This window comes from Luteibacter sp. P1_D3 (assembly GCF_056406135.1).
Genome location: NZ_JBFUAT010000039.1, coordinates 21,439 through 40,513, shown reverse-complemented (window position 1 = coordinate 40,513; position 19,075 = coordinate 21,439). Strand labels below are relative to the sequence as shown.

Sequence of the window (19,075 nt, the reverse complement as noted above, 5' to 3'; positions counted from 1 at the left end):
GCCCGCTGCTGCGGGATCGCCGATGAATCGGCTCCTACAGGTGCTGGCTTACTTTCTGACGTCGTCGACGATCTCGACGTGTGGGAATGCCTTGCGCACGCACGCCACATAGTCTCCCGGCTTCAGCCCGGAAAATGGCGTCTGGTAGCCGACCAGCTTGCAGCCGGCTTGTTCGGTCCAGTTGTTTTCCCAATAAATAGGAAGCGCCCCGGCACCCCCCTCGGCGAACTGCTTCATGCCCTTGCAGCCAAGCACTTCATCCGCAGGGACCGGCACGCCCAGCGTCGCGGCGAATGCGCGGTAATACGTGATGCGATTGGCCGACTGCGCGTGTTCGGCGGTACCTCCGCATTCCACACCACCGTTGATGATCTGCGTCGTCACGCCGAAGCCCGGCACCAGGCCCGCGGAACGATCCGCTTCGTTGGGCTGCCAGGTGCCGTCGATCACATGCAGCATGGATGGCTTGGGTGGCTGCGGGTAGGTGAAGAAGAAGGTAGCGCTGGCGAGGTTGAGCCAGGTGTCCGCCACACGCTCCGGTGCATCCAGCAGCGCGCCCACATCGCCATACATCGCCTCGGAGAAGGGCCCGTAGTTGAAGTTGTACGAGAGTTGCTTGGCACCACGACCGAAGTAGCTCTTGAACGTGCCATCCGGGTACGTGCCACACGGCCACGTCTCGGCGATCCAGCCGTCTACCTTGCACTCGCCGTTGTAGCCGTCCCGAGCGCCTTCGTTCCAGCCCATTTCGCGCACATAGGCGAGCGCCTGGCGGTACTCCTCGATCGGACGCCAGGATTCATGAGCGCCGGTCTCCTGGGCAAAGTGGGCAAACATCGTCGCCAGCGTCTTTCGGCAGATGGCATCGGCGTCGCGACCGTGCTCGTAGTCGTCGCAAACGGCAGGGAACTTGGCGATGGCCTGGAGGAATCCACGGTAGGTGTATTCCGGCGCGCGCAACGGAAACAGGTAGTCGAATCGCGTCTCGTCGACGATCGCTTCGACGCGCCGCACGTTGGCCGGGTTGTGCGAACGCCCCGGCGCCACGGTTTCCACGCTGACGTTGTCCAGCGTGCGGATGGATGCCCTCACGGCGGCCATCAGCGGGTCGGAGGTGAAGCGTGCTTCGTCGGCGAGCAGCTTGCTCAGCAACACCCGGCCTGGCTGGCCAGGGTCCGGCTTGCCCGGGTCGACCGGGTCGCTGCCGGGGCAGCCGGTCGGTGACCCCAGCCCGGTGCGTTCCCACGGCGTATCCCAGGGATTCGCGGCGCTATCGACGTCAGCAGGCGTGTGACCGGCCTCCACCCACCACTTGGCCCGGAAGCGGTCGTTCTTGTAAGTGACGACGCAGTTTTCGGTGTAGGTACGGTGCGGATCGTAATCCAGCGCAAGTGAGGCGCTGGGTCCTGCAAGCGCGGTGAGTGTGGCGAGCGCGAGGGTAGGGCGGATCGCCCGGTGGTGCGGGATCTTCATGTTGGCCTCCATGCGGCGATGTCTTCTGGATACGCTGCGCCATGGCAGCGCGTGACCAGAGTATTCGGCGACATTTGCCCGCGAATATCGGATATGTCTGATTTCCCGTGGCCGTCTGCGTGGGAACTGAAGCGCGGCGTCACTTTCACCAAAGTTGTGAATTTCGCCGACTACGCGGCTCGCCGCACCGCACCATGACGCTCGACATTTCAACGCGCAAGGATTGGTTACAATCGGCGCACGGGCAGGGGGCGACGTCCCCGATGGGAGTAAGTAAGCATGCGTTATGAGAAAGGTCACAAGGAGCAGACTCGACAGAAGATCGTCGAAGCCGCTTCCGAACGTTTTCGTGCCGACGGCATCGATGCGGTCGGCGTCGTCAGCCTGATGAACGATGTCGGCCTGACCCAGGGTGGTTTCTATAACCATTTCGGGTCGAAGGAAGACCTCGTCCGGGAGAGCGTCGCCAACGGCGCCAGCAGCGCCGCCGAGAGGATGGCCGCGCGCATCGCCGCCTCGCGCGGCGAGGGATATCGGGCGCTGGTCAACGGTTACCTGTCGGTGGAGCACCGCGACCATCCGGAGACCGGCTGCGTTGCCGCGGCCCTGTCGGCCGAGATGGGCCGTCGGCCCGTCGAGACCCGCGCCGCCTTCACCGAAGGCTTCAGCGAGATGGTCGACGTCATCGCCGGCACGCTACCGGACACCGTCCGCGGCAAGCGTCGCCGCACGCTGTCGATGGCGGTGTTCGCCTCGATGGTCGGCTCGTTGTCGCTGTCGCGTGCCGTGGCCGAGCCGGCCCTGTCGGACGAGATCCTGGCGCTGGGTCGTCAGTCCGCGCTGGAATTGATCGAGGCGGGTTGACCGTTCCGGCGGTTCCACGGCGGTGATTCGGTCCAAATACGTGGATTCCACACGCATCCGAAGCGCGATATTCGGCGTAACCTGACAGCCTGCCTGTGAGTTAGCCAATGGGGCCCTCGCGCCCCACCAGCCGAGGAAAATCTATGGTTACGTTGCGCGTGAATGGCGAGGAACGTCAGGCCGACGTCCCGCCGGATATGCCGTTGCTTTGGGTGTTGCGCGATGTGATCGGCCTGACCGGCACGAAGTTCGGGTGTGGCATCGCGCAATGCGGTGCCTGTACGGTCCACCTGGATGGGCAGCCCGTCCGTTCCTGCCAGCTACCCGTGTCGGCCGTCGGCGACCGCGCCGTGACCACCATCGAAGCGATCGGACAGACGCCCGAAGGGGCGAAGGTGCAGCAGGCCTGGTTGGCCGTCGACGTCGTGCAGTGTGGCTACTGCCAGTCGGGACAGATCATGTCCGCGACGGCGCTGCTGGCGCGCACGCCGAACCCGACCGACCAGGACATCGATACCGCGATGGCCGGCAACATCTGCCGTTGCGGCACCTACGTGCGCATCCGTGAGGCCATCAAGCAGGCGGCGACGGGTCAGCCCCAGGGGCTCCAGGTCCTCGTCGACGGGAGCGCCGCATGAAGACGCGCACGCCCCCCGACACCGACGTCGACAGCGGTCGACGTGCCGCGATGAAACTGGCGGGCGGCGGGCTCGCCGTTGCCTTCCTTTGGACGGCTGGTCTCGGTCCTGCCGTTGCCCAGATGAATCCACGCCGGCAGGCGGCGGATGAAGCGGCCGCGGCAGCGGATGGCAACCCACCCTTCGCTCCGAACGCCTTCATTCGCATCGATGCCGACGGCAGCGTGCGACTGGTGATGCCCAGCGCGGAAATGGGCCAGGCCATCTATACCGGCATCTCGATGATGCTGGCGGAGGAGCTCGGTGTCGGGCTCGACCAGATCAAGGTCGAGCATTCGATCGCGAGCGATGCGCTGTACGGGATCGCCCTGCTGGGCGGCGGCCAGATCACTGGCGGCTCGACCAGTACGCGCGGGCAATGGCAATCGCTGCGCGAGGCGGGTGCGGTTGCCCGCGAGATGCTCGTCGCCGCCGCCGCCGCACAGTGGCATGTCGATCCCTCCAGCTGCTCGGTGTCGCGCGGCACGATCACCCACGCTGCCTCCAGCCGCACGCTCGGCTTCGGTGCCGTGGCGGAAGCGGCGGGTAAGTTGCCGCAGCCGGCAACCGTCACGCTGAAGGATCCCAAGGATTTTACCGTCATCGGCAAGCCGTTGCGCCGTGTGGATTCACCCGACAAGGTCAATGGCGGCACGCAGTTCGGCATCGACGTGAAAGTGCCGGGCATGAAATACGCGGCGGTGCGCACGAGTCCCGAACTGGCCGGCACGCTTGGCAGCGTCGACGACACGAAGGCGCGTGCGATTCCCGGTGTCGTCGACGTCGTCAAACTCGACAACGCGGTCGCCGTGGTCGGCGAGCACTACTGGGCGGCCCATCGTGGCCTCGACGCGCTGGCGATCGAATGGCGGAAGGGTGTCAACGCGCACCTGGATACCGCCACCCTGGTCGGCGCGCTGCAGGAAAGCTCGCGCACAGGCCCGGCACTTATCGGCCGCAAACCGAAAGGCGAGGCGGCGGCCGGCGGCAAGGCCGTCGAGATGACCTTCGTCTCGCCGATGCTGGCGCATGCGCCGATGGAACCGCTCAACGCCACGGTGCACGTCACCCCGGGCAAGTGCGAGGTCTGGACGGGGACCCAGGTGCCTACGCGTGTGCAGAAGGAGGCCGCACGCATCTGTGGCATTCCGCTGGAGGCGGTGACGGTCAACAACCAATACCTCGGCGGTGGCTTCGGCCGGCGCCTGGAAACCGACCAGGTCGAGCAGGCGGTCGCCTTCGCCAAACAGGTGGCGTATCCGCTGAAAGTGATCTGGAGTCGCGAGGAGGACATCCGTCACGACCGCGTGCGCCCGCTCTACTTCGATCGCATCTCGGCCACCCTCGACGACGACGGCAAGCCGACGTCGTGGAAGCACCGCATTACCAGCGGTACCGTGCTCGGGCGCTGGTTGCCGGCGGCCATGGGCAAGGACGGCATGGACAGCGACGCCATCGAATCGGCGGCGGACCTGCCCTACGACATGGATAACGTGCTCGTGGAATGGGTGCGTCACGAGATGCCGCCCGGTCTCGTCGTCGGCTGGTGGCGTGGTGTCGGGCCCACCCACAACCTGTTTATCGTCGAGAGCTTCATCGATCATCTGGCGCAAACCGCCGGAAAAGATCCACTTGCCTACCGACGCTCGCTGATGAAGCCGGGCTCGCGACCGCTCGGCGTGCTGGATCTCGCCGCGGAGAAGATCGGCTGGGGCCGGCAGCCGTTGCCTGCCCGGGTCGGCCGCGGCATCGCGGTGGCGTCGCCGTTCGGCAGCCATGTCTGCGCCATCGTCGAGGTCGAAGTCACCGCGCAGGGTGTGGTGCGTCTGCGTCGCGCGGTGGTCGCGGTCGACGTCGGCATCGCCATCAACCCGAGCTCCATCCAGGCCCAGGTGCAGGGTGGCCTGTTGTTCGGACTGAGTGCGGCGATGTTCAACGGCATCACGCTCAAGGACGGCATGATCGAGCAGAGCAACTTCCACGATTACCGCACATTGCGTATCAACGAAGCGCCGGTGATGGAGGTGTACACCGTGAACAGCAGCGAGTCGCCGGGTGGGCTCGGTGAGGTCGGCACGGCCATCGCGGCGCCCGCGCTCGCCAATGCGATCTACGCCGCCACCGGCGTGCGCCTCAGCGAGCTTCCGGTGACGCGCACGTCGCTGGTGGAATCGGCCGAGGCCCTCAAACACGTCGCCGATATCGGGACCGGAAAGGGAGACGTCGCATGAAGCGCTTCCTCATCCTCGTCGTGCTGCTTCTGATCATCGGCACGGTGGCGTACTTCGCCCTCAATCGAACCGACTCGGCCGACGGTACGTCACCCGTGATCGCCGGTGCGCCTTCGAATGCCGATCCGGTGGTGCGTGGCGAATACCTGGCACGCGCGGCCGACTGCATCGCCTGCCATACCGTTCCGGAGACCGGTAAACCCTTTGCCGGCGGCCTGCCATTCAAGTTGCCGTTCGGTACCATCTACTCCTCCAATATCACCGCCGATGTCGAGACCGGCATCGGTAGCTGGAGCGACGACGACTTCGTGCGTGCCGTGCGCGAGGGCGTGCGCAAGGACGGCAAGCACCTCTATCCGGCTTTCCCGTACACGGCGTACACCCAGCTCAGCCGTGCAGACGTGCTGGCGATCAAGGCCTACCTGTTCACGCTGCCCAAGGTGAATCAGCCGGAGCGGCCAAACGATCTCGGCTTTCCCTTCAACCAGCGCTGGGCGATGGGTTTCTGGAACGCCGCGTTCTTCCGCAGCCAGCGCTTCCCGAACGATCCATCAAAGACCCCCGAGTGGAACGCAGGCGCCTACCTCGCCGGTCCGCTTGGTCACTGCGCGGAATGCCACACGCCACGCAACCTGGGCTTCGGCCTGAAGCACGGCGAGGCACTGGCGGGGGCGGAGCTGCAGGGTTGGCGTGCCTGGAACATCACCTCGGACCCAACGCACGGCGTCGGCAAATGGAGTGACGAAGCGCTGACTCAGTACCTGCGTACGGGGCATGCCGAAGGACACGCTTCAGCCATGGGTCCGATGGGCGAAGCCGTCGCACATAGCCTGCAGTTCCTCAAACCCGAAGACACGGCGGCGCTGGTGACCTGGTTACGCACCGTCCCGGCTCGCGAGGGCGAGGATCCGATCGCGGTCGATCCGGCACCGAAGGCCATGGTGGCGTCCACCGCCGTCGCGCCAGGGGGTGACGTGGAAAGCGCGAACGCGGAGGGCCGGCGCCTGTTCGAAGGCGCCTGTGCCAGCTGTCATCAGTGGAACGGCGCGGGCCAACAGACGCCTTATGCCGGTCTGGCCGGTACGCGTGGCGTCAACGATCCGAAGGGTCTGAATGTCACGCAGGCGATCCTGCACGGGGTGACCATGCGCATCGGCGAAACGGATGTCTACATGCCCGCTTTCGGGCACGGTTACAGCGATCCCGAAGTGGCCGCGCTGGCCAACTTCGTGATCGGGCACTTCGGTGGCAAGCAAGGCACGGTTACCGCGGACGACGTGGCCAAGCGACGCGAGCTGTAACGCCCCTCGATCAGTGTGCGGGGACCGGCGGCTTGCCCATGGCGGCCGTCTTCTCCGCTAGCTTCGCCTTGATCGCCGGAATGGCGGTGAGCGCGGCGCGCTCGCCCTCGAGGATGGCCACGTTTTTCTGGTCGAAGTCGGTCGGTCCGATCTGGCCGACCTTCGGCCGGATCACGATGTCCGCGCGACCAAGTTCCTGCTCGGCCAGCTTGCGACCCATGATGGTGATCGACTGGCCGACGATGCCGACCATGCCGGCAGGATTGCTGCCGTCGGGGCGGGCCGAGATGTCGACGGCGATGACGATGTCCGCACCGAGCTGGCGCGCGGCATCGACCGGCACGGGACTGACCACGCCACCGTCGACGAAGTGCTTGCCGTTGATCTCGACTGGCTCGAAGACGCCGGGAATGCTGCTCGACGCGCGTACCGCCTGGCCAGCGTTGCCGCGGACGAAGATCGCCCTCTCGCCGGTTTCCAGTTCCGTGGCCACTGCGGCAAACGGCGTGTGCAGCTTCTCGATCGGGGTGTTCTTCAGCAAGTCGTTGACGTAGTCCTGAAGCTTCTGGCCCTGCACCATGCCGCCGGAGAAGAAGCGAACGTCGCGAATCTTGCCTTCATCCAGCGAGAAGGCCGTTTCCTGCAACTGGAAGGCATCCATGCCGCTGGCGTAGAGGACGCCCACCACGCTGCCGGCACTGGTGCCGGAGACCACGTCCACATGGATGCCGCTGGCTTCCAGCATCTTGATCACGCCGATATGAGCGAAGCCTTTCGCCGCGCCGCCACCCAAGGCCAGGCCGATGCGCGGCTTGGCGGCCAATACGGGGACGGCGTTGTCCGGACGGGTATCCGGCTTCGTGCCGCCGAAGCAGCCGCAAAGCAGGGTGGTAAGAACCAGCGGAAGCCAGGTGCGGGCGCGAAGCGTCATGGGGGCGGACCGAGAGAGGGCTGGCGGATCATCGGGCACCGGCGCGGCGCACCAATGACAGGTAAATGGCGGAAGCCGGGCGACGAGGTGCCGCCCGGCCCGTGGTTCAGTCGCGGGTGTCGTCGGCTTCGACGTGATACCGGGTGGCGATCTCGATCTCGTGCTTCGAGCCGAGGAAGACCGGCACGCGCTGGTGCAGGGCGGTCGGCTGCAGGCTCATGATCGGCTCGCGGCCCGTGGTGGCGGCGCCGCCAGCCTGCTCGACGATGAAGGCCATGGGATTGGCTTCATACATCAGGCGCAGCTTGCCGGTGCCACCCTTGGCGGTGATCTTGGCGTCCAGCGGATAGATGAAGACGCCGCCGCGGGTGATGATGCGATGCACGTCGGCCACCATCGAGGCGACCCAACGCATGTTGAAGTCGCGTCCGCGCGGGCCGGTCGAACCGGCAAGCAGCTCGCCGATATAGCGCTGCATCGGGGCTTCCCAGTGGCGCTGGTTCGACATGTTGATGGCGAACTCGGCCGTCTCGTCGGGAATGGTGATGCCCCGGCGCGTCAGCACGAAGCTGCCGTGCTCGCGATCGAGGGTGAACTCGTGCACGCCGTGGCCGAAGGTCAGCACCAGGACGGTACTCGGACCGTAGACCACGTAGCCGGCCGCGGCCTGATCGGTGCCGGGCTGGAGGAAGTCTTCCGTCTTCGGTTCGGTGACGCCATCCGGGCAGCGCAGGACCGAGAAGATCGTGCCGACCGACACGTTCACGTCGATGTTCGACGAGCCGTCGAGCGGATCGAAGAGAAGCAGGTAGTTGCCCTTCGGATACGCATCGGGGATGGGCTGCGGATCTTCCATCTCTTCCGAGGCGCAGGCGGCGAGGTGGCCGCCCCAGGCGTTGGCCTCGAGCAGGATCTCGTTGGAAATGACGTCCAGCTTCTTCTGGGCCTCGCCCTGCACGTTGTCCGAGCCGGCATTGCCGAGCACGCCGCCGAGGGCGCCCTTGCCGGTCGCGACGGAGATGCGCTTGCAGGCGCGCGCCACCACTTCGATGAGGAGGCTGAGCTGGGCGTTGATATGCCCCTCGCGCTTCTCTTCGATCAGGAACTGGATCAAGGAAATCGGTTTCGTCATCGGGGCGGACTCAGGCGCGAAACCACCCATTGTCCGGGTGCCGGGTGAACGGCGCCAGAGGGCTGCTGACAGAACGCTGTCAGTAGCCCCCGCGCAGACTGTCCCTCTGCCGAAGCAACGGAGAGGGAAGTCGCATGAATCGCTTTCTCGATCGTGTCGCCGTGCTCTATGCGCCGCTCGGGCGCCGGGGGCTGTTGATGGACGGACAGTACCGGTTCGCGTCCGACGACGTACGGCCGTCCCTGCCACGTAACGGCTCGGCGCCTGCCAGGCCGGCTTCGAAGATCGCCACCAAGACCACCAGGGAATCACACGCATGAATGCCAGTCGGATCAAGTTCCACCACGCGCCCAACAGCCGTTCGGGGAGCACCCTGATGTTGCTCGAGGAGCTGGGCGCGCAGTACGACATCCATGTGATGAACCTGGTCGAGGGCGAGCAGCGCCAGCCGGCCTACCTGAAGGTCAATCCCATGGGCAAGGTGCCGGCCATCGAGCACCTGGGCGGCCTGGTCACCGAACGGCCGGCGATCTTCACCTACCTCGCCGACCTGTTCCCCGAAGCGGGTCTCGCGCCTGGCCTTGGCGATCCGTTGCGCGGGCCGTACCTGCGCTGGCTGTCCTTCTACGGCTCCTGCTTCGAGCCGGCGGTGATGGACCGCTTCATGAAACACGAGCCGGCGCCGACCTCGACCTGCCCCTACGGCGACTTCGATACGGTCATGGACATGCTCGAGACCCAGCTGGCTACGGGTCCCTGGATGTTCGGCGACCGGTTCACCGCCGCGGACATCCTCTGGGCCAGCGCCCTGGACTGGACCATGCGCTTCGGCATCGTGCCGCGTCGCGATGTGTTCGAGGCTTACGTGGCCCGCCTGATGGCCCGGCCGGCCATCTGCCGCGCCACCGGGCAGGACGCCGCACTGGCTCGCGCGCAGACCCTCGCGGTCGCGTGAGCGAGTGGATATGCGCTGCCATGACATGCATCGCTTCCCGCGCGCCGCGCGGGAGGCGATGATTCGGGTATGCGCCGCGCCGACCGCCTGTTCCTCATCATCAACGCTCTCCGGGGGCGACGCACGGCCTTGCCTGCCCGCCAGCTGGCCAGCACGCTCGAAGTCTCGTTACGTACCGTCTATCGCGATGTCGCCGACCTGCAGCTCTCCGGTGTCCCGATCGAAGGGGAGGCCGGTGTCGGCTACGTCCTGCGCAAGGGCTCGGACATCCCACCGCTGATGTTCTCGGCCGACGAACTCGAAGCGCTCGTGGCCGGCACCCGGTTCGTCCGCGCGTTCGCGGGTGAGCGGTTGGCGCGCGAGGCGCAGTCCGCCCTGATCAAGATCGAGGCGGTGCTGCCGCCCGATCTTCGCGAGCGATCGGCGCAATCGAGGATCTTCGCACCGATCTGGCGTGACCCGTTCCAGAACGAGGTCGCGGTCATGCTCGATCGCCTGCACGCGGCCATCGTCGGGCATTGCGTACTGTGCCTGGATTACCGCGATGCCGAGGGGCGTACTTCCACGCGCGAAGTGGAGCCGCTCTGCCTCTCCTTCTGGGGCGGCGCGTGGACGCTGGGCACCTGGTGCCGGCATCGACAGGCGTTCCGCAATTTCCGGCCCGATCGCATCGAGGGATGCCGCGACGAGGGCCAGACGTTTACCGATCAGCCGGGGCGCGACCTGAAGGCCTACCTCGACACCATGCGAGGGCACTACGCGGGACTGGAATGACTCGGGAATGCGATGATCGGGGTTTCCCCGTCAACGGTCTCCTGCATGTCTCCCTGGATCCGCGCCATCGCCTTCGCCGGTATGTTCGCCGCTACCGCCCACGCCGCCACGCCCACCGCGTCGCCGGACGAGGCCTTCAAGGGCATCTATACGAAGGAATGGAGCTGGCGTAACGGGCAGGCCGGCATCCTCACCTCGGGTGAAGCGCAGCCTGGCGACGGCCGCCTGGATACGGTGGATGCGGCCAGCCAGGCCCGGCGCCTGGCCTACTGGAACGACGTGCTGGCGCAGCTCGATCGCATCGATCCACGCACGCTCAGCGGCACGGTTCGCGTGGACTACGCGGTGTACCACGAGCAGATCTTCAATCTCGCGGCCGCACAGCGCTTCGAGCAGTGGCAGATGCCATTCAACAGCGATTCGGCGTTCTGGTCCGATGTGGGCTATGTGCTCCATGGCGACGACCTGCGCACGCGCGAGGACTACCGGCACTACATCGAGCGTGTGCGGCAGATTCCGGCTTACATGGATCAGGAGATCGCCAACATGCGCCTCGGGCTGGCGCGTGGCTTCACCGTGCCGCGTGACGTGCTCGATGGCCGCGACGTCTCGATCGCCGCCGTGGCCGAGCTGAAGAACCCGGAAGACAGTGCGCTCTACAAGCCGTTCAAGACCCTGCCCAAGTCCTTGCCGGCCAAGGATGCCGAGGCGCTTCGCGCCGACGCACGCAGCGCGATCGCCCAGGGCGTGATTCCTGCCTACGGCAAGCTGTTGACCTTCTTCCGCACCGAGTACRTGCCGAAGGCGCGACCCACGCTGGCCGCGGAATCGCTGCCGGACGGCAAGGCGTACTACCGCCAGCAGATCCGCGAGTACACCACGCTGGACCTTTCGCCCGACGAGATCCATGCGATCGGCCTGCGCGAGGTGGCGAAGATCCATGAGGCCATGCTCGGGACGATGAAGGACACCGGTTTCAAGGGGGACTTCCCGGCGTTCCTGCAATTCCTGCGCACCGATCCCCAGTTTTACGCGAAGACCCCCGACGAGTTGCTCATGCGCACGGCGTGGGTCGCCAAGCAGGTGGACGGCAAGTTGGGCAAGTACTTCGGCCTCCTGCCCCGCCAGCGTTTTGCGATCGAGCCCGTTCCGGCGGACATCGCGCCGTATTACACCTCCGGCCGCGGCGGTGCGGACGTCTATCTGGTCAATACCTACGACCTGCCGTCGCGCCCCCTCTTCAACATGCCCGCGCTGACCCTGCATGAGTCGATGCCGGGTCATGCCTTGCAGCTGGGCCTTTCCGCCGAGCAGGACGGGCTGCCGCCGTTCCGTCGTGACGGCTACATCTCGGCCTACGGTGAGGGTTGGGCGCTTTACTCCGAGTACCTCGGCGAAGAAATGGGGATCTACCACACGCCCTACGAACACTTCGGCTACCTCACCTACCAGATGTGGCGCGCCTGCCGTCTCGTTGTCGACACCGGCATCCATCACCTGGGCTGGACCCGCCAGCAGGCGATCGACTACCTCACGCAGAACACGGCCCTCAGCCAGCGCGAGATCGCCAACGAAGTGGATCGGTACATCAGCTGGCCCGGGCAGGCGCTCTCCTATGAACTGGGCTACCTGAAGATCCGCGAGCTGCGCGAGCGCGCCGAAACGCAGTTGGGCGAGAAGTTCGACCTTCGCGCCTTCCACGACACGGTCCTCGCTCTGGGCTCGGTACCGCTGCCGGTCCTCGAGCAGCACGTCGACGCCTGGATCGCCTCCAAGAAATAAGGAAATGCAGGAGCCGCTTCAGCGGCGAAAAGCCAACGAATCGGCTTAGCCGCAAGCTCCCCCACCCCAGAGGAGCTCTGGCTCCCACAAGGAGCACATATCCACCGATTTTTCCGTGACTGGAGTCTACCTATGAGGTATATTGCCAAATAACTCCACAGGTAGAGCAGCGATGCATTCAGTCATCCACGCCGAACCCACACCCACCGGCGACCTCGGAGGTCCCGCGCTGCGGGCCTTCTTCGCCCTCGCCGAACGGTGGAAGCTCCGGGTCAACGAGCAGCGTACCCTGCTCGGCGACCCGCCCGAGTCCACGTATTTCAAGTGGAAAAAACAGCAGGACGGCACGCCATCCCGCGATGTCATCGAGCGAATCAGCTACCTGCTGGGTATCTGGAAGGACCTGCAGATCCTCTTTCCCGATCCGGCACAGGCCGATGCCTGGCTACGTAAGCCCAACGACGCCTCCCTGTTCGGAGGCCGTCCCGCCCTGGATCGCATGCTTTCGGGCAACGTCGCCGATCTCTACGTCGTCCGTCAGTACCTGGACGCCCAGCGCGGTTGGAACGGGTGAGCGCCCCGCCCTCAGGCAGGAGCCGCTCGCGTGATGATGGGAGCTTGCCGCCACCCCCACTTCGCCGCATCCGCTGGACCCAGGCTTACCGCATCGTTCCCAGCCGGTTTCCGCCGGTCGGCCTGTTCGACCGGATTGCCGATCCGAAGGACATCGATGCGGTCATGGCGATCGAGTCGCTGACCAATCCGCGTCTGCGGGATGAAATCGGCGCCCTGAGCCTAGTGCCGCCAGGCCGACGCGTTTCGGGGCCCGGTACGACGCCGATCATGGCCGCCTTCGCGCACGTCCCGCCCGAGGGCAGTCGCTTTTCCGATGGCCACTGGGGCGCGTTCTACGCCGCGCACAGCATCGCCACGGCCATCGAGGAAACTGTCTTCCACCGGGAGGCCTTCCTCGCGGCCACAAACGAGCCGCCTACCGACGTCCAGGTGCGCTGCTACAAGACAGCCATCGCCGGGAAGCTGCACGACATTCGCGGCGGCTGGCCGGCGGTGCATGACCCCGATTCGTACACTGCCAGTGTGAAATTGGCCCGTCAGCTGCGCGACGAGGGTTCCAACGGCATCGTCTACGACAGCGCACGGCACGAGGGAGGGGAATGCGTCGCCGTGTTCTATCCCGATCTGGTCGCGCCTTGCGTACAGGCCGAGCACCTCATCTATCGCTGGAACGGCGTGCGCGTCGAAGCGGTGCTGAAGGTGACACCCGTCGAGCGCCAGGGGTTACCTCGCCGACCGTAAGCGGTTACGGTGTTTCCGATGACACGTCTGACGATCTTCCTCATCCTTTTCGTTTTTTCCTTCGGTGTCCTTGCGAAGGATGCCGACCACGACAAATGGAACGCCGACATCCAGGCCTTCGAAGCCGCGGACAAGGCCAATCCCCCACCAGGCAGCGCGGTGCTCTTCATCGGCAGCTCGTCGATCCGCTTCTGGAAGACGCTAGCCACTGATTTTCCTGGGTATCGTGTGATCAATCGTGGCTTCGGCGGTTCCGACCTCGACGATGCCACGTCCTTCGCGGATCGCATCGTGGCGCCGTATCGTCCAGCGGCTCTGGTGATGTACGCCGGTGACAACGATCTACAGGGTGGCGACACGCCGGAACAGGTGCGCGATGACTTCGCCGCCTTCGTCGCCAAGGTGCGCCAAACGCAGCCTGCTCTGCCGATCGCCTTCATTGCGATCAAGCCGAGCGTCGCGCGCGTCGCGCTATTGCCGAACATCCTGCGGGCGGACAAGCTCATCCGCGAGTGGGCGATGACCCAGAAGAACGTCGCCTTCCTCGATGTCGTGCCGGCAATGCTCAACGCGCAGGGCCAGCCGAAGCCGGATCTGTTCATCGAAGATGGGTTACATATGACGGCGAAGGGTTATGCCCTGTGGGTTGCGCAGGTGAAGCCGTGGCTCGCGGAGCACGCGATGGCTGCTGAAGATAAACGCAAGCCAAACGCGACCACCCCCTAATGCGGGAACTTCACGCGATCGCCCTTATCTAAGTCTGTGATCGCCGAGAGGCGACCTGTTGTCAGACGACCGGTTTCCATTGGTCCTTCTGTCCCGGGTCCCGCTATTTCCCCTGATAGCCTGGACCCGACACCGACCCCGGCAGCTCCTCCCCTGGCTGCCGGGGTTTTATTTTGCGCAAAAGAAACGGGCGGGCGAGTCATCGACCCACCCGCCCGCCAGGGAAATCAAAGCATCTGAATCAGATAGTGCGGCTACGGCTCGCGTAAGGCCGGATCGACGTGTCGAAGGCGCGCCAGCGCCCATCATTTCCTTCGATGTTCAGCACGATGTCGGAGAGCGCATCGAGGCGCTGGATACGGCGCGCTTCGCTGAGGGCACATTCCAGCGCGTCGTCCCTCGAACAGAATTCACCATATTCCGCTTCGTTCTTCTGCAACAGCCAGAGACCCGGACCCACGGACTCGAACGGAATATCGAAGACGACCACGATGGACACACCCTGTTCAGCGGAAAGTAAGTCCATCGTAGAGGCCCATTCGTTAGGCCATCGTTGAGATTCAGTTGTCTGCGCCTGAAGCGAAGCCCTCACGGGTGCCGCGGTGGAAGACGTGGTCGCCGGGAAGAACGTCGCTGGCCGCCACCGCCGAGCTATCGGCGAGCTTGCCGTAGATCGGCGTGAAGTCCGGACCCGTGGCGTCGAACAACTGGGCGAAATCGTCGATGACGAAGTAGGTCTGCTGGAAGGTATCGATCCTGTAGCGGGTGTTCATTACACGCTCCAGGTCGAAGCCGATGCGGTTTGGCGCCGCGGAATCGATCGAGTAGATGGACTCACCCTTCGAGCTGACGATGCCCGCTCCGTAGATGCGCAGGCCCTTGTCCGTGCGGATCAGGCCGAACTCCACCGTGTACCAGTACAGGCGTGTCAGGTTCATCAGGGCTYCGGGGCCGATCGCGTGTGCCTTCATGCCGCCCTTGCCGTACGCCTGCATGTAATCGGCGAACACGGGGTTGAGCAGCAGCGGCACGTGACCGAACAGGTCGTGGAACAGGTCCGGCTCGGACAGGTAGTCGAGCTGATCCGGCTTGCGGATCCACCAGCTGACCGGAAAACGGCGGTTGGCCAGGTGGTCGAAAAAGACCTCGTCAGGCAACAGCCCTTCCACGGCCACGACTTCCCAGCCGGTGGCGTCCCCCAGCACCTTGTTCAGGTCGGAGAACCGCGGGATGCCGCCATCGCCCAGACCGAAGCGCTCAACGCCGTCGAGGAATTCCTGGCAGGCGTAAGCCGGCAGCAGCTCGCGTTGGCGCTTGTAAAGCGTGTCCCAGACCTCGTGGTCCGTTTTCGAATAGCTCTCCCAAGGCTGCTCCACGGTGCCTGTCGCGTAGACGGGCACGTAGCCACGGTCGGTCTGCTGGTGTTCGACGCGACGGGGGGTGTCCATGGCGGGCCTCCTTGGGGCTGCTGCGGGTTATCGGAAAACCAGCTTAGCCGGGAATGGCCGCAATAGGCTTGTGTTATTGCGCGTCAAAGGGCGTCTAGTGCAACAATATGTCTCCACGCAGGTCAATGGCGAAATAAACATGCAAGCGACGTTGGACCGCACGGATCTCCGTATCCTGGCAACCCTGCAGACCCACGGCCGGATCACCAATGCCGAACTGGCGGCGGAGATCAACCTCTCGCCCTCGGCCTGCCTGCGTCGCATGCAAAAGCTCGAGGCCGATGGCGTGATCGCCGGTTACGGCGCCCGCCTGGAACCGCGGTCGCTCGGCCTGGGGCTCCAGGCCTTCGTCCGGGTGCAGCTTTCCCGGCACGAGGCCGAGGCGATCGACCAGTTCACCGAGCGCGTTGCCGAGTGGGACGAGGTGGTGTCCTGCTACGCCCTGACGGGTGACATGGACTATCTGCTCCAGGTCTACGTCGCGGACCTCGAAGGATTCTCACGCTTTCTGCTCGACCGCCTCCTCAACGCAGCTGGCGTCGCCGACGTGAATACGAGCTTTGTCCTGCGCACGGTCAAGGCTTCGACGGCCTTGCCGCTCGGTAACGTGGTGGTCTAGCGGATCGCAAGCCCGCGTCTCTTAAGAACAAAGACAACTTCCTCTAGCGGCACGGCCCAGCCATCGTTAATCTTGTGTTCTTGATGGAAGCCACCACCGCCAACCTGAGCTCCCGCGACCGCATGCGTCCGCTTCGCTATCTATGGCGAGTCCCGCTGGTGTTGCTGCACATCGTGTTCGCCATCCTGATCTGCACCTTCGTCCTCAGTTGGGCCGGCGGCGTGATGAAGAACGGTCGCGAGCCGTTCGCCCACCGCGCGATCCGGCTGTGGTCGGTCCTGCTGCTTCGCATCTTCGGCTTCCGCAGCCGCCGCTTTGGCACGCCGCTGGCTGACCCGGTCCTCTTCGTGGCCAATCACACCTCCTGGCTCGATATCACCGTGGTGCATTCGCAACGTGCCGCCTGCTTCGTCGCCAAGGCCGAGATCGCCGGCTGGCCGCTGGTGGGCTGGATGGCCGCGCGTGGCGGCACGATCTTCCACCGGCGCGGCAGCAACCATTCGCTGGCCTCGGTGATGGCGGTGATGGTCGAGCGCCTCCACGAGGGACGTGCGGTGGCGGTGTTTCCCGAGGGCGGTACCGGCCACAACGGCATCCTTCGTGTCTTCCATGCCCGCATCTTCCAGGCCGCGCTCGATGCCGAGGTGCCGGTCCAGCCGGTTGCGTTGCGCTTCGCCCGCCAGGGCCGCCGGGTGATCGACGCCGGATTCCGTGAAAACGAGACCTTCATGGGCAATGTCATCCGCCTGCTGGGCGAGGCCCCGCTGGACGTCGAAGTGCACTTCCTCGAGCCCGTGCCGGTATCGGCCGATGGCCGCCGGCGGATGGCCGAGGCATCGCGCGAGCGCATCGCGCTGGCCCTGGACACCGATACGCCCGCATGAGTCTGCCTAAAGGCTCAGACTTCCTGCCGCCGTGGCCGCTGCGCAGCGGGCACATCCAGACCATGCTTTCCTCCAGCGGCGTCCGCCGTCGGTTGCTGCCCAAACGGGCACACCAGGTGCAAGTGGACGCGCGGGAAGTGCTCGTCGACGTGGGCAAGGGCGATCGGCTGAGTGGTCGTTACACGGCCCAGGCCACCGGCCGCGAGTCACGCGGACTGGCGATCCTGTTCCACGGCTGGGAGGGTAGCGTCGACTCGACCTACGTGCTGCAGACAGGTAGCCGTCTCCTCGAGGATGGCTGGGATGTATTCCGCCTCAACTTTCGCGATCACGGCGACAGTCATGGGCTGAACGAGGCGCTGTTCCACTCCTGCCGGATCGACGAAGTGGTCACCGCCCTCGGCGAGATCGCCCGGATGTTCCCGGCGAAGACGATCGGCGTGGCGGGGTTTTCGCTCGGCGGGAATTTCGCGCTGCGCGCGGCCATGCTGGCGCCGTCGCAGGGCGTGCCGCTGGACTATGTCCTCGCGGTCTGCCCCATCGTGGATCCGGCCGAGGGCCTGTTCTCGCTCGAGAAGGAAGCGCCGTGGATCTACCACGCCTATTTCATGCAGAAATGGCGCCGGTCGCTCCGCCTCAAGCAGGAGGCGTTCCCACAGCAGACGTACTTCGAGCTCAACGAGCTCAAGCAGAACATGCGTGAGCTCACGGCCTCCCTGGTCCTGCGTCACACGGACTTCGGTTCACTCGAGGCCTATCTCGACGGCTACTCGATCGCCGGCGACCGGCTGATGAACATGCACGTTCCGGCCACCATCCTGACCTCGAGCGACGACCCGGTCATTCCGATCGGCGCGTTCCATGCCCTGCGCCTGCCGCCGAATATCGAGCTCGATATCGCAAGCTACGGCGGCCATTGCGGCTTCATACGCGATTTCAGCATGACCAGCTTTACGGACGACTACATCGCGGCCCGTTTCAACGCGATCGCCCGCTGAAACCCAACGAGGAGATCCCCATGCGCCTGAAGAGCGACAGCATCGAGAACGGCAAGCCCATCCCGGCCACGTACGCCTTCATGGAGATCGGCGAGCCCATCAAACCGGCGGGGAACGTTACGCCGCACCTGGCCTGGACCGAGGTGCCGGCGACGGCGAAGTCGTTCGCCATCGCCGTGATCGATACGGACGTGCCGTCCAAGCCGGACGACGTCAACGTGGAAGGGCGTGAAGTACCACGCGCCTTGCCGCGTGTGGAGTTCGTGCACTGGTTGATGGCCAACATCCCTCTGGAATGCCGGGAACTGGGTGAAGGCGCCTGCGGCGAAGGCATCGTAGCCCGCGGCAAGAAGGATCCGGTCGGCCCGCCGGGCTCGGTCCAGGGCCTCAACAGCTACACGGGCTGGTTCAAGGGCGATCGCGACATGGAAGGTCATTACCACGGGTATGACGGCCCTTGTCCGCCCTGGAACGACTCCATTGCCCATCACTACCATTTCCACGTCTATGCGCTGGATGTCGACACGGTGCCGCTCGAAAACGGGTTCTCGCTGGCCGAGTTGCGCGACGTCATCAAGGGGCACGTGGTGGACGAAGCGGTCATTACCGGCACTTACTCGCTCAATCCCAAAGTGAAGGCGTGACGGCGAGGTGAAGCGTGAGGCTGAACGACGTTTGAGTCACGGAGCATAACTTCACGCGGCATGCGCGGGGGCCGGGCCTAAATGGGTACCGCGCCATCCCTTCACTGGAGTACCCGACCATGCTGCACTATGCCCTCGTCTTTCTCGTCATCGCGATCATTGCCGCGGTTTTCGGTTTCGGCGGTATAGCGGGCACGGCCGCCGGCATCGCGAAGATTCTCTTCGTCATCTTCCTGATCCTGGCCATCATTTCGTTCTTCCGCGGTCGTAGCGTCTAGCCCTCATGGGCTGGCGCGGTGTCCTTGTCGCCGCAAGGGAC

General features: G+C 65.0%; 21 protein-coding genes. 16 read left to right on the top strand and 5 right to left on the bottom strand.

The features are described 5' to 3' along the window. Positions 1 to 48: 48 nt before the first annotated feature. Entirely contained in the window at positions 49 to 1,473 is a 1,425-nt protein-coding gene (locus AC1DYM_RS19695; protein ID WP_477341220.1) for a chitinase, read from the bottom strand. A 279-nt stretch (positions 1,474 to 1,752) separates the two neighbouring features. Between AC1DYM_RS19695 and AC1DYM_RS19690 the strand changes: the two genes are divergently transcribed. The 4 genes from AC1DYM_RS19690 (at position 1,753) to AC1DYM_RS19675 (ending at position 6,546) form a co-directional block, all read left to right on the top strand. Continuing rightward, on the top strand, positions 1,753 to 2,337 hold the full coding sequence (locus AC1DYM_RS19690; protein ID WP_477341218.1) for a TetR/AcrR family transcriptional regulator: 585 nt from the start codon (positions 1,753 to 1,755) through the stop codon (positions 2,335 to 2,337). Positions 2,338 to 2,480: 143 nt separating this feature from the next. Beyond that, positions 2,481 to 2,975, top strand: a complete 495-nt coding sequence (locus tag AC1DYM_RS19685) for a (2Fe-2S)-binding protein (RefSeq protein ID WP_046965790.1) — start codon at positions 2,481 to 2,483, stop codon at positions 2,973 to 2,975. Then, the gene (locus AC1DYM_RS19680) at positions 2,972 to 5,245 is read left to right on the top strand and encodes a xanthine dehydrogenase family protein molybdopterin-binding subunit (RefSeq protein WP_477341215.1); all 2,274 of its coding nucleotides are present in this window, start codon (positions 2,972 to 2,974) and stop codon (positions 5,243 to 5,245) included. Before AC1DYM_RS19685 ends, AC1DYM_RS19680 begins: the two co-directional genes overlap by 4 nt. Next, positions 5,242 to 6,546, top strand: a complete 1,305-nt coding sequence (locus tag AC1DYM_RS19675) for a c-type cytochrome (RefSeq protein ID WP_477341213.1) — start codon at positions 5,242 to 5,244, stop codon at positions 6,544 to 6,546. Before AC1DYM_RS19680 ends, AC1DYM_RS19675 begins: the two co-directional genes overlap by 4 nt. A gap of 10 nt (positions 6,547 to 6,556) precedes the next feature. On the opposite strand, the gene AC1DYM_RS19670 is transcribed toward AC1DYM_RS19675, so the two are convergent. Further along, complete coding sequence (locus AC1DYM_RS19670; protein ID WP_477341212.1) at positions 6,557 to 7,477, bottom strand: patatin-like phospholipase family protein; 921 nt, start codon at positions 7,475 to 7,477, stop codon at positions 6,557 to 6,559. Positions 7,478 to 7,583: 106 nt separating this feature from the next. Next, the gene (locus tag AC1DYM_RS19665; RefSeq protein ID WP_477341210.1) at positions 7,584 to 8,609 is read right to left on the bottom strand and encodes a class 1 fructose-bisphosphatase; all 1,026 of its coding nucleotides are present in this window, start codon (positions 8,607 to 8,609) and stop codon (positions 7,584 to 7,586) included. Positions 8,610 to 8,743: 134 nt separating this feature from the next. Between AC1DYM_RS19665 and AC1DYM_RS19660 the strand changes: the two genes are divergently transcribed. The 7 genes from AC1DYM_RS19660 to AC1DYM_RS19630 all read left to right on the top strand — a co-directional run bounded on the left by AC1DYM_RS19660 (position 8,744) and on the right by AC1DYM_RS19630 (position 14,163). Further along, positions 8,744 to 8,929: a hypothetical protein gene (locus AC1DYM_RS19660; RefSeq protein WP_477341208.1), complete on the top strand. Its 186-nt coding sequence runs from the start codon at positions 8,744 to 8,746 to the stop codon at positions 8,927 to 8,929. Beyond that, positions 8,926 to 9,564: a glutathione S-transferase family protein gene (locus AC1DYM_RS19655; RefSeq protein ID WP_477341206.1), complete on the top strand. Its 639-nt coding sequence runs from the start codon at positions 8,926 to 8,928 to the stop codon at positions 9,562 to 9,564. Before AC1DYM_RS19660 ends, AC1DYM_RS19655 begins: the two co-directional genes overlap by 4 nt. Positions 9,565 to 9,633: 69 nt before the next feature. Continuing rightward, positions 9,634 to 10,338: a helix-turn-helix transcriptional regulator gene (locus AC1DYM_RS19650; protein ID WP_477341204.1), complete on the top strand. Its 705-nt coding sequence runs from the start codon at positions 9,634 to 9,636 to the stop codon at positions 10,336 to 10,338. A gap of 45 nt (positions 10,339 to 10,383) precedes the next feature. Beyond that, entirely contained in the window at positions 10,384 to 12,120 is a 1,737-nt protein-coding gene (locus AC1DYM_RS19645; protein WP_477341202.1) for a DUF885 domain-containing protein, read from the top strand. A 172-nt stretch (positions 12,121 to 12,292) separates the two neighbouring features. Next, positions 12,293 to 12,694, top strand: coding sequence for an MbcA/ParS/Xre antitoxin family protein (locus tag AC1DYM_RS19640; RefSeq protein WP_477341200.1), 402 nt, complete (start codon positions 12,293 to 12,295; stop codon positions 12,692 to 12,694). A gap of 44 nt (positions 12,695 to 12,738) precedes the next feature. Beyond that, complete coding sequence (locus AC1DYM_RS19635) at positions 12,739 to 13,437, top strand: RES family NAD+ phosphorylase (RefSeq protein WP_477341198.1); 699 nt, start codon at positions 12,739 to 12,741, stop codon at positions 13,435 to 13,437. A gap of 18 nt (positions 13,438 to 13,455) precedes the next feature. Beyond that, the gene (locus AC1DYM_RS19630; RefSeq protein WP_477341196.1) at positions 13,456 to 14,163 is read left to right on the top strand and encodes an SGNH/GDSL hydrolase family protein; all 708 of its coding nucleotides are present in this window, start codon (positions 13,456 to 13,458) and stop codon (positions 14,161 to 14,163) included. Between the two features lie 241 nt (positions 14,164 to 14,404). On the opposite strand, the gene AC1DYM_RS19625 is transcribed toward AC1DYM_RS19630, so the two are convergent. Both AC1DYM_RS19625 and phhA read right to left on the bottom strand, forming a co-directional pair. Beyond that, on the bottom strand, positions 14,405 to 14,689 hold the full coding sequence (locus AC1DYM_RS19625) for a hypothetical protein (protein WP_477341194.1): 285 nt from the start codon (positions 14,687 to 14,689) through the stop codon (positions 14,405 to 14,407). A 34-nt stretch (positions 14,690 to 14,723) separates the two neighbouring features. After that, positions 14,724 to 15,611 carry a phenylalanine 4-monooxygenase gene (phhA, locus tag AC1DYM_RS19620; RefSeq protein ID WP_477341192.1) on the bottom strand — a complete coding sequence of 296 codons (888 nt, stop codon included), beginning with the start codon at positions 15,609 to 15,611 and terminating at the stop codon, positions 14,724 to 14,726. 139 nt (positions 15,612 to 15,750) lie between these two features. On the opposite strand from phhA, the gene AC1DYM_RS19615 reads away from it, so the two are divergent. The 5 genes from AC1DYM_RS19615 (at position 15,751) to AC1DYM_RS19595 (ending at position 19,034) form a co-directional block, all read left to right on the top strand. Further along, positions 15,751 to 16,230: an Lrp/AsnC family transcriptional regulator gene (locus tag AC1DYM_RS19615; RefSeq protein ID WP_477341190.1), complete on the top strand. Its 480-nt coding sequence runs from the start codon at positions 15,751 to 15,753 to the stop codon at positions 16,228 to 16,230. Between the two features lie 83 nt (positions 16,231 to 16,313). Further along, the gene (locus tag AC1DYM_RS19610; RefSeq protein WP_477341188.1) at positions 16,314 to 17,114 is read left to right on the top strand and encodes a lysophospholipid acyltransferase family protein; all 801 of its coding nucleotides are present in this window, start codon (positions 16,314 to 16,316) and stop codon (positions 17,112 to 17,114) included. Next, complete coding sequence (locus AC1DYM_RS19605) at positions 17,111 to 18,112, top strand: YheT family hydrolase (RefSeq protein WP_477341186.1); 1,002 nt, start codon at positions 17,111 to 17,113, stop codon at positions 18,110 to 18,112. Before AC1DYM_RS19610 ends, AC1DYM_RS19605 begins: the two co-directional genes overlap by 4 nt. Positions 18,113 to 18,132: 20 nt before the next feature. Next, positions 18,133 to 18,756 carry a YbhB/YbcL family Raf kinase inhibitor-like protein gene (locus tag AC1DYM_RS19600; protein WP_477341184.1) on the top strand — a complete coding sequence of 208 codons (624 nt, stop codon included), beginning with the start codon at positions 18,133 to 18,135 and terminating at the stop codon, positions 18,754 to 18,756. Positions 18,757 to 18,875: 119 nt separating this feature from the next. Then, positions 18,876 to 19,034, top strand: coding sequence for a DUF1328 domain-containing protein (locus tag AC1DYM_RS19595; protein WP_046965775.1), 159 nt, complete (start codon positions 18,876 to 18,878; stop codon positions 19,032 to 19,034). Positions 19,035 to 19,075 lie beyond the last annotated feature (41 nt).